Source organism: Bacteroidota bacterium (genome assembly GCA_037133915.1).
GTDB lineage: Bacteria > Bacteroidota > Bacteroidia > Bacteroidales > CAIWKO01 > JBAXND01.
Genome location: JBAXND010000082.1, coordinates 1 through 11,498, shown reverse-complemented (window position 1 = coordinate 11,498; position 11,498 = coordinate 1). Strand labels below are relative to the sequence as shown.

General features: G+C 44.8%; 1 protein-coding gene. It reads right to left on the bottom strand.

Annotated features, from left to right (window positions below; all coding sequences use genetic code 11):
* The coding region (locus tag WCM76_16270) for a LamG-like jellyroll fold domain-containing protein (protein ID MEI6767186.1) at window positions 1-11,428 on the bottom strand (11,428 nt) is incomplete at its 3' end.
* Window positions 11,429-11,498 lie beyond the last annotated feature (70 nt).

The following is an 11,498-nucleotide window of genomic DNA, read 5'->3' as shown; positions in this document are numbered from 1 at the left end:
ATTTGTTGCGGTTTGCAAAATAATATTCTGTATTTTTATCGGACAATAGTGAAAGCGAAATATTACCACTTGAGCGCACAAGAGCTAAATGTGTCCATACTCCCAAGGGTGGAGCATAGTTAATAGCGCTGTAAGTAAAGCTATTTGGGGCTCCATTACCTATGTATAAATACATCGCTGTTGGTGAATCCTGTCTCAGCAAAAGCCCGTTGTAATTATTTATATTACCATTTTCAAAGTAGGTATTATACTGTGAAAAACTGCTTGGATTTACCCATATTTCGTATGTGAAATTACCGGGTGTTTGAAGATCCACGGCTTGTGCCACTGCAATATATTGCGATGTTCCGTCAAGAGAAATAGCTCCGTTGTTTGGTGCAATGGCCTGTAAATTCAGGAGACCTCCCTCACAAACCGGGCTGTTGGTCGTAAATGTAGGCGGCGAGGGAGCGGGTGCCAGCACAATGTCCCTATAGGTAGCCTGACTCCGGCATCCATTACCAGCGGTATAGTTGACAAAATACATCCCCGCTTGATTTGTTGTTAAACCGGTAATGGCAGGATTTTGTAAGGATGATGTAAACCCGTTAGGTCCTGACCAGAAATATGAGTATGCCGGGAACGATTCGTTAACACTCATACAACCGTAATTTGTCGCAATGTGATTCCCTTTTGAATCGGTCAGCAGCGCACCATTATTGAATTTAAAATAGGCTATGAGATTTGCATACTCAGGGTGTGCGCTTGTCAGTTCTTTATTCATCCAGGCGGCATGATTTGCTGGATTAATTGCAACGTTCCAGAAACGGAATTCATCAATACTGCCTTTGAAAAACTGCCCCCCTGTATGTGTTGGACTCCCTATTCTTAATCCATCGGTACTTAGAATTGGCCGGCTGTTTGCGGCGAAATTCCCTTGAAAATTTCCATTAACATAAAGCGTAATTGTACCACTTGAGCGCACAAGAGCTAAATGGGTCCATACACCTATTGGCGGAGCATAGGCAAGAAGGCTGGCCACATAACCGGATTGGGTTCCATCGTTTATGTATAAATACATCGCTGTTGGTGAATCCTGTCTCAGCAAAAGCCCGTTATAATTATTTAAATTACCATTTTCAAAGTAGGTATTATACTGTGTAAAACTGCTGGGATTTACCCACATTTCGTATGTGAAATTACCGGGTGTTTGAAGATCCACGGCTTGTTCCACAGCAATATATTGCGACGTTCCGTCAAGAGAAATGGCTCCGCTGTTTGGTGCAATGGCCTGTAAATTCAGACGACCGCCCTCGCAAACCGGACTGTTGCTCGTAAATGTAGGCGGTGGGAGGGCGGGCGCCAGTGCAATGTCTCTATAGGTAGCCTGGCTCCGGCATCCATCAATCGTGGTATAGTAGACAAAATACATCCCCGCTTGATTAGTTGTTAAACCGGTAATGGCAGGATTTTGTAAGGAAGATGTATAACCGTTAGGTCCCGACCAGAAATATGAGCATGCCGGGAACGATTCGTTAACACCCATACAACCGTAATTTGTCACAGTATGGTTGTCTTTTGAATCGGTCAGGAGCGCGCCATTATTGAATTTAAAATAGGCTTTGAGATTTGCATAGTCAGGATGCGCGCTCGTCACCTCTTTGTTCATCCATGCCGCAAGATTTGCAGGATTAACCGCAGCCTTCCAGAAACGGAATTCATCAATACTGCCGTTAAAAAGTTGCCCCCCTGTATGTGCAGAACTCCCTATCCGCAGTCCATCAGTGCTGAGTATTTGTCTGGTATTGTTAGTGAAATTGCCCACTAATGTACTATTGGCATAAAGCGAAAGAGTGCTGCCGGAGCGCACAAGCGCTAAATGAGTCCATCTGCCTGTCGGCGGAGCATAGCTAAGTGTGCTGGTTGTATATCCGGATTGGGTTCCATTGTTTATATACAGCCCCATTGTGGCTGGGGAATCCTGTCTCAGTAAAAGCCCGTTATAATTGGCTAAATTGCCATTTTCAAAGTAGGTATTAAAGGCTGAAAAATTCGTGGGATTTACCCACATTTCGTATGTGAAATTACCGGGTGTTTGAAGATCCACGGTTTGTTCCACTGTAATATATTGCGACGTTCCGTTAAGGGAAATAGCTCCGTTGTTTGGTGCATTAGCCTGCATATTCAGGAGACCGCCCTCGCAAACCGGGCTGTTGTCTGAAACAAACGGTGGTGGATAGATAAATACAGAAATGGTAATGGCATTAGATGTTGCAGTTGCAGTATTAAGGCAGCTTGCATTGGATACCATCGTACAACTCACCACATCGTTATTGGCAAGTGTTGTGCTTACAAAGGTGGAGCTGTTATTTCCTATACTGTTACCGTTGAGCAGCCACTGATATACAGGTGCCGCACCTCCGAATACCGGCGTTGCCGTGAAGCTGACACTTGCACCCTGACATACAGGCCATGCAGTGTTTGCAGCAATACTCAGCAAAGGCGTGCTCAGGGCGTTCATCATAACTGTTACTGTAGCCGGCTGACTCTTACATCCTGATTCATCGGTAACGGCCACCGAATAAGTTCCCTCCTTCACTGTGCTGAAACCACCAATTTGCGGGTCTTTGATGTCAGCATAAAAATCGTCAGGTCCGTACCAGGTATATCGTTCTCCAATTGTGGGCGCAACTGTGAAATTATTTGGAATAAGTGCGCTATGTCCGCCTTTGGTATCAACTAATTCAAAACCCGAATTAAATTTGTAATACGCGCATAAGCTGTTGTATCGGGGGTGACTTGCATCCACCTCATCGTACATCCAGTCTTCTAATTCCGCCTCCGATAAACAGGCATTCCACACCCTGAACTCATCAATTTCTCCTTTGAAATAGGTGACGCTGTTTTTGTCGGCATCCCAACCCGCTCCGAGAGCATATACCAAATCGTTGCCGTTGTTTATCTCCCATGGCATTTGTTTTACTCCTGTTACAACTTCTTCGGAAGAAATACCATTTAGTACACCCTTGAATTCTGTTGTACTTGCGTTATAACACAGCGCTACATGATTCCATGTTTCCCATGCAACAATACCAAGTGAAACAGTACCCAATGAACCGAAATGAGCCAAAAGTTCGCCCGACTCAAGGATAGTAAGCTGGCTACTGCATAAGGTCGGGTTCTGTGTGCCGCCTTCGGCAATGACGACTCCTGCAGACGACGGTTTGAACCACAACTCCAGTGTAAGATCTTTTGTCGGGAAATGATCGCGAAGGTTGGGCGTGACGACATACTGGCTGATGCCGTTGAGTGCTATCTGCCCGTTGCCGGGAACGGCCACGGATGCCGCATTCAACTGCAAGGTACCACCATTGCATATCCGGCTGCTGCTGTTAATTACCGGTGCCGCAGGTTCAATTACTTCCACATCTACGTCATCGTTTTCAATGCCGGCAGGGGTTGTGGCAGCCACATGGTATAATCCACTGTTGGCGGTGGTCACGTTTTCTATAACCGGATTTTGCCGGGTAGAAGAAAAACCATTCGGGCCGGTCCAGCTCCATGATACAGCATTGTCAACAAGAGCGTAAAGTTCAAGTGTTCCACCCGTGCACAATACGCCTTCATCGGCAGCCGCCAATGTACTTGTACGAATTTTTTGAGGTAAGATTAACGTGAAATACTGACCATCAGTAAAAGTGACATTGTTAAAGGTAACCTCTTTGGTATTATCGTTCCATACACCTGCAGCAATCACACTTGTGTTTCCATTGGAGAAATCGCCATCATCATCAATCATCAATTTGAAATCAGCTGTGGTCGCATTATTCACCAGGTCGCGTACAAAAAATTTGAGTTCAACTCTCTCGCCCGTACCGGTTACTCTTACATTCCATTCACGCTTAAGGCGGGTCTTCAACGATAAAGCAGGAGGCAGTTCGGTTGTTTGAGTTCCACTAAGACCGTTATCGCCCCAGAGCAAAAAGCTCAAATTTTTCTTAAAACTACAGTAATTACTTGCATTGTTCGGCGCGATGAGGCCGACTCCAATCGCTACAATATTTCCATTATCTGCAGTTTCCGAATTGCGGCTTTGCTTTTGGTTGAGCATTCCTCCGTCGTCGCGGCCAATGCCAGTAATGCTGTTATTGTAATCAGTGTTCTGCGAAGCATCCCAGATAACACTACCGTCGCTTGCCAGATAATTGGTTGGTGTTGTTTGATCGAGGCTGATGCCATACTTTATTGCCAGATATGATTGAACGCGCTGCCGCTCGTTATCCGACAGGGTGCCGGTATAGATCATTAGTTCTGAGAGGTTCGTTTTCATATAATTCCCCCCACTGTTCGCCCCCAGATAGAAATTATTATTCGCACCAGTAAATGAAATAATGGAGGTATTGACGCTACTTAGATTTTTCCCATTTCTGTCGATTACACCTTGATTTAAGCTTTCGCTTCCCAGATGCCAGATGTCCGGTTTCTGAGAGGGGTTAATTAAGTTCCATGTTATGTTTGTGGCATTTGTATTGTTGGCCCACCAGCTAATTGAGTTTGCCCAGGGCATTTCACATCTGAAAAACCCTGAGGGAAGATTTTCATCGAAAAGGAAACTATTATCGGTTCTTTCAATAGTATTTACAGAAAACACATGTGCATTGGTATAAGTCGATGTGCCTAAAATCCCGCCAGTCCTGAACAAATAATCATTGTATCCATCAAAACTTACCGTAGGATTATAATTGATGGATCTGTCAGGATATTCTGTAGGTGTATTCCAATTTGCAATGGACCGGCCCATATTATTTCCCTTACCGCTTTTATCTGCCCATACATTATTAAAATTAAAACTATATCCAAACTCGCCTCCGTCTGTTTTGAGCCACAAATTCATGTCGGCAAGCGGCAGGCCGCCGGGACCGGTATAACCAACAACTAAAGTAAAATACTCTCCGTTGTTCAGATATATATTATCAAATGTCACCGTCAGATCTGTTTTATTGATAGCTGCGAAATCAACTACGCGGTTTGTTTGAGGATCAAAATTTTCGTCATCGCCAATGATGAGTCTGAAATTTTCGCTGTTCACATCGGGCATAATATCTTTCAAAAAGAACTTCATCTGCAAGGCATTCATGCCACCGGTGCTGCTCACTTTCCATACGCGTTTCAAGCGGGTACCTTCAACCCGATTATTGTTCCGGTAATACTGTATGCCTGTAGTTCCATTAAGCCCGTTGTCAGCCCACAACAAGAAACTACTATTTGCAACAATGCTGTTACTGTTTAACGCATTCGAAGCTTGCAAAGCACCCAGGCCAATAGCAACCATACTGCCGAAATTCGAAGCATCGGAGTTGCAGCTTTGTTTCTGATACAATGTACTTACATCATCGCGACCAATGCCTGTTATATGATTGTTGAAATTGCCATTATCTGAAGCTTTCCAGATGACACTTCCGTTGCTGGCAAGGTAATCGGTTGGTATCTGCTGATCGAGACTGATACCGTATTTAAGCGCCAGATAACTTTGCATCCGCTGCTTTTCATTTGCCATGAGAGTTCCTGTGAATATGATTAATTCAGACAAGTCCATTTCGGCATAGCTGCCATTAGCATCACTTCCAATATAAAGCGGGCTGCCGTTACCTGTGACGTTTTGGGCCGCGCTACCCGCACTTGTCGGCAGCATCATTCCATTTTTGTTAATACTAAATGAACCTGATTGTGTGGTTGAGCTTTCGCAATTCCAGATGTATGGTGTACCCAACGTTCCTTCCCAGTCCGGAGCATAAATCTGTGTATTTGCATTGCCCAAAGAATAATAGGCACCATTATTAGCACATGGCAGGGCAAGAGAATACGATTGCGTATTACATGCTTCGCTGAACACATATTGCTCTTTTATTTTTTTACTTGAATTCACTGCAAAAACCTCTGTACCTGTATAAGTGGAATTTCCAAGTATGCCCCCACTCTTGTACAAATAATCATTGGAGCCGTCGAAACTGACCGTAGGATTGTAGTTGATCAGCTTGTCAGAAAAGTTTGACGGCCGGTACGCCGGATTCACTGAAGAGGTAAGACCATTGCCCTTTCCCGATCTATCAGACCACTCGGTTACCCCATTAGCCAGAACACCATTCTTAATAAGGCCATCATTGGCTTTAAGCCAAAGCTTTATATCGGCCATGGGCACACCACCCGGGCTTTTTGGCAGCACAGCAAGTGTAAAATATGCACCATTTTCTAAACCCACATAATCGAATATTGCTTCGTTGGTATTGATGTCCCACGATGTGAGGCTTATTTCGCGGGTCCCGCCATTTGTGAAATTGCCATCATCATCAATTAGCAACACAAGATCGCCTGTTATTGCAGGATCTACAATGCCGGTCAGAAAGAATTTCATCTGTACAGGATAATCATAACCTGTAACGGATACTTTCCATTGCCTTGAGAGCCGCATACTTGTTGTGACTAATTCGGGAGGCAGATTGGCAGCAACTAAATTGGTTGCTGCGCCATTATCGCCCCATATCATAAAGTTGAGGTCATCATAAAATTCTCCGGAATTAGAAATATTGTCAGTTTCTATCGACCCAAGACCGATGGCAATCATATTTCCGGAAACAGCAGCATTGCTGTTGCGGCTTTGTTTCTGATACAGTTTGTTCGCATCGTCGCGACCAATACCTGTTACATTGAAATTATAAGCGCTGTTTGCAGCAGCATCCCATATTACAACGCCATTGCCGGCAAGATAATTTGTTGGTGTTGTTTGGTCGAGGCTGACACCGTATTTGAGCGACAGGTAAGATTGAATCCTTAACCGTTCATTATCGGATAAAGTTCCTGAATACATGATCAGCTCAGCTAAATCCATTTTTGAATATCCCGTATTTCCAGCGGAAGTCCCCAAATAAAATGAATTTCCCTGTCCCTGAAAAGCTATTGTTGAATTACTGTTGTTATACCCTATTCTTACGCCATTTCGGAATATTGATTTTTCCTTCGAACTATTACTAAAGCCTAATTCCCAAATATATGGAACATCAATTGTGCCGCCCCAATTGCAATATCCACGGTTTGTAGCGGGATTACCATCGCCGGCATCGTAATAGATATTCGCATCATTCCATGGCATATGTGCACATAAACGATCAGGAATGCAATTCTCATAGAACAAATGGTCATTTTGAATTCCATGTGCAACCTTGACAGCAAATATCTGCATATTGTTATATACGGCCGTTCCGAGAATACCTCCATCAAGTTTCATATAATCGTCGCTGCCATCGAACCTTATTGTTGGATTGTAGTTCATTAAAGAAGATGAAGCATTTATAGTAGGCTGTGAGTTAGCGAAATTTTGCTCGATGATAAATCCATTCTGACTTTGATCTTTCCATTGATTTACTAGGTTGTTGTTTGCGGCGATATCTGCATCTGCTTTAAGCCACAATCGAGTATTAGCGAGTGGCAGACCGCCCGGTCCCGGAGAACCGACCACCACCGTAAAATAATTACCATCGGTAAATATTACCCCATCAAAAGTAAGTTCTCCTGTATTGTTGTCCCAGGCGCTTGCCTCAATTGGGTTACACTGAGCCGGGTCAAAATCCGGAGAAGGACTTATGAGCAGTTTGAACACATCTTTGCTTGCCGCATTCGCGATGTCTTTTAAGAAGAACTTCAACTGAACAGCATTTAAATCGCCTGTAACGCCCGCTTTCCAGGTACGGCTAAGGCAACTTTGCGGAATAATTACGTTTCCATTGTACACATTAAGGATACGTGTTCCCTGCGCCCCGTTGTCGCCCCACAAAACAAAATTCTTATCGGATGAAAACTTATAACCGCTAAACATGTTACTGAAGAGAACTTCACCCAAACCCACGGCAAGCATGTTTCCATTGGCAGTGCTGTCGCTGTTGCGGCTTTGTTTCTGGCAAAGCCCACTCAGACGGTCGAGGCCGATGCCTGTAATGTGGTAGTTATAGCCGGCGTTTGCAGTTGCATCCCAGATTAGAGTACCATCGCTTGCCAAATAGTTTGTGGGAGTGGTCTGGTCAAGACTGATGCCATACTTTATTGCAAAATACGACTGCACCCGCTGGCGCTCATTTTCGCTGATGGTGCCTGCATAAATGAAAAATTCTGACAAGTCCATTGATGAATAATTCGCGGCACCTGACGTTCCCAATAAAAAAGGTTGATTTGTTCCGATAAAAGGAAGGGCGGTCGTAGCATTTGCCTGAAATATATTTTTTCCATCACGGCAGATTACCTCAGTATTACTGATTTTTTCAAACCCGAGTTCCCAAGTATTGGGAATGTTGTTTACACTCCCCCATGGCACGCTGGAGCGGTTGTATGTGACACCTCCGGCATCAAAATAAATACGGCCATCATTCCATGGCAGGTGAGCGCTGATAAGCTCAGGAGAGCAAACTTCGGAAAAAAGGACTTCCGTCGTAATAAGCTTATTTTTTTTAACCGTGAACACATGCAGGCTATTATATTGCGCCGTTCCTAAAATACCTTCATTACACTTCATAAAATCATTTGTACCGTCGAATGTAAGACTGGGATTATAATTAATGAGTTTCGATGTTGTATTGATTGCCGGTTGAGACGCGGCTGTGGCTTGATTCAATATGTGTGATTTCAAACCCTGATCTACCCAGCTTGTTATCGTTCCATTGCCGGATACACCTTTATCAGCGCACAGCCACAGTAGTGTGTTGTACGCAGGCAGACCGCCCGGATTGGCATAGGCTTTAATGTTGACCGGAACTGATTGCTGAGATGTGCATCCCGCTGCATCTGTGCAACTCACCCTGTATTGAGCAGGTAGATTAACGCCGGCAGTGGATGTCGATATTTCATTTGTAGTTGCAGTAGGCGAATTGGGTCCCGACCAGTTGTAGGTATATGTATTAGCGGGTAAAGACAAGCATCCGCCTTGGTCAGTGACTGTGTGAGCGCCTTTGGAGTCGATCAGATGTCTGCCCACATTGAATTGCAAATACACCGTGAGAAAAGAGTAAGACGGATGTGAAGGTGTAACTTCAATATACATCCAGTTTCTCAGCTCGGTTTCCGTAAGCGATTTGTTGTTCCAAAACCTGAATTCGTCAATGCTACCTTTAAAAAAATTAGAAGGGCTATCTGTCCTTCCGATGAACAATCCTGAATTCGGCAAGATTGTTGAATTGGACGTTGTTGTGAAATCACCTATTTTGTTCGCGTTGGCGTAAAGTGATATTGTGCTGCCCGAGCGGATAAGCGCCAGGTGTGTCCATGAGTTCTGGGGTGGTGCATAGGTAATTTGGAATGTTTCACCATTTATGGAACATGAGATTTTCGAACTCTCCTGTCTGAGTAAGATTGTCTTTGGAGAATACCAGCCATCAGTACCATTAGCAAAATAGGTTTGCTTCCCACCGGTAGAAGTGGGATAAACCCACATCTCGTAAGTAAAATCTCTGGACATTTGCAAATCTGCAGCATGTGTCACGTTAACACTTTGAGTGCTCCCGTCCAGTTGAATGAAGCCACCTCCGGGAACCATACCCGAAGCAGTAAGCTCTATAGGTTGGCCGTCCTGCATCTGCCAAATGGCAGAGGCTACAGGTGCAGGAACAGGCGATGCAATCCCTGCTGCATCGGCAGTATCGGGTGGCGTATTACAGCCATTTGCAGTTGTTCCGTAAACAATATATGGATAAGGGCTCATGATTCCGGCAGTAGTTGTTTGAACCTTGTTTGCCGAAGGTAACGGCGCGTTGGGACCAGTCCATGTAAAAGTGGCATAAGAAATGAGTTCAGCAACTGCTGCTGTAAATAAATTTGGTGCACTTACTGTTGCCGGCCATAGATTAAAGCTCACGGGAACAAGTTCGTTTCCCGTCTCGAATCTAAGCATTAATTTAAGGTTAGGAATGTTGGGATGCGTTGGGAGCCACCCTTGGTACATCCAGAATCGCAGATCAGCAGGAGTTATAGCAACATTCCAGAAATGAAATTCATCAATACTACCCTTAAAAAGCTGTCCTGTGGCATGCGCGGAACTCCCAATTCGCAATCCATCAGTGCTGAGAATTTGCCTGGTATTGGCGGTGAAATTGCCCACTAATGTACTATTTGCATAAAGTGAAATAGTACCACTTGAGCGCACAAGAGCTAAATGTGTCCAAACGCCTAAGGGTGGAACATAGTTAATAGTGCTGGCAGTATAACCGTTTTGAGTTCCATTGTTTATGTACAGCCCTATTGTGCTTGGTGAATCCTGTCTCAGCAAAAGCCCGTTATAATTGGCTAAATTGCCATTTTCAAAGTAGGTATTATACGCTGAAAAACTCGTGGGATTTACCCACATTTCGTATGTGAAATCACCGGGGGTTTGAAGCTTCACATCATGTGCTACTGCAATATACTGCGATGTACCATTTAGGTTGATAGCTCCGGATATTGGTCCGCTTGCCGTGAGGGTTATCGGTTGCCCCGAGCAGGCGCTTCCGCTAACAGTAGCTTGCGGTGCCGGCAGAAAAACCACATTGATTGTAACAGCATCGGAAATGGTGCATGAACCTCCTGATGCCACAACGCTGTATGTGGCAGGAGTAGTAAGGCCGGCAGTGGTTATCTGTACCTCGCCGGCAGAAGGTGCGGGTGCGTAAGGCCCCGTCCAGGTATAAATAAAATAATCGGAGGGCACGGCAGTATATCCTGAATGGGGTTGAGCAGTGAAATTACCAACAGATGATTGTAACGTATTAGTGGCATTGAACTTCATATATACCTTCAGATTTGAATAATCCGGATGTGTGTCATCAACTTCACGGTGCATCCAGTCTGAACGGTTTTGGTCAGTAACAGCAGCATTCCAGAAACGGAATTCATCAATGCTTCCTTTAAAGAAAAAATCCCATATAGGGTGATCAACTGAGCCAATGGTAAGGTCAGCACCCTGTTCAAGATAACCGGCTGAAGAAGTGAAACTGCACAATTGCATGCCGTCAGCATAAATCCTGAAGTCATATCCCTGCCTGACTACGGCCAAATGTGTCCAAACATTCACCTGGGGCGTATAGCTGTATTCGCCCAGACTGTTTCCCGCATATATTAAGCGGATATTGCCTCCATCCTGTATCAATTTCATACCAGGCCTCAGATTTGCGCTATAATCAAAATAGACAAAATACGGGCTGAGCTCGCTCGGTTTTATCCAGAACTCAACGGTAAAATTGTTGCTGATATCTATCCCTGCTCCGGGCAACACATCGACGGACTGAGTGCCGTCTAATGCTATGCCCCCACCACCGGGCACCAACCCGCTCACGCTGAGCTTCACCGGCTGGTTATAGCACACGGTCATGGTGCGCGGGTCGGTGGGTGGCCGCAGTGGAGCTGCTACAACCGTAATATTATTTATTGTTGTCAACTCTGCAATTATGCAGATTGGAGAATACGCGCAAACTGGTCCCCTAGTTCCGCGTTAAGCTGACCCCCTT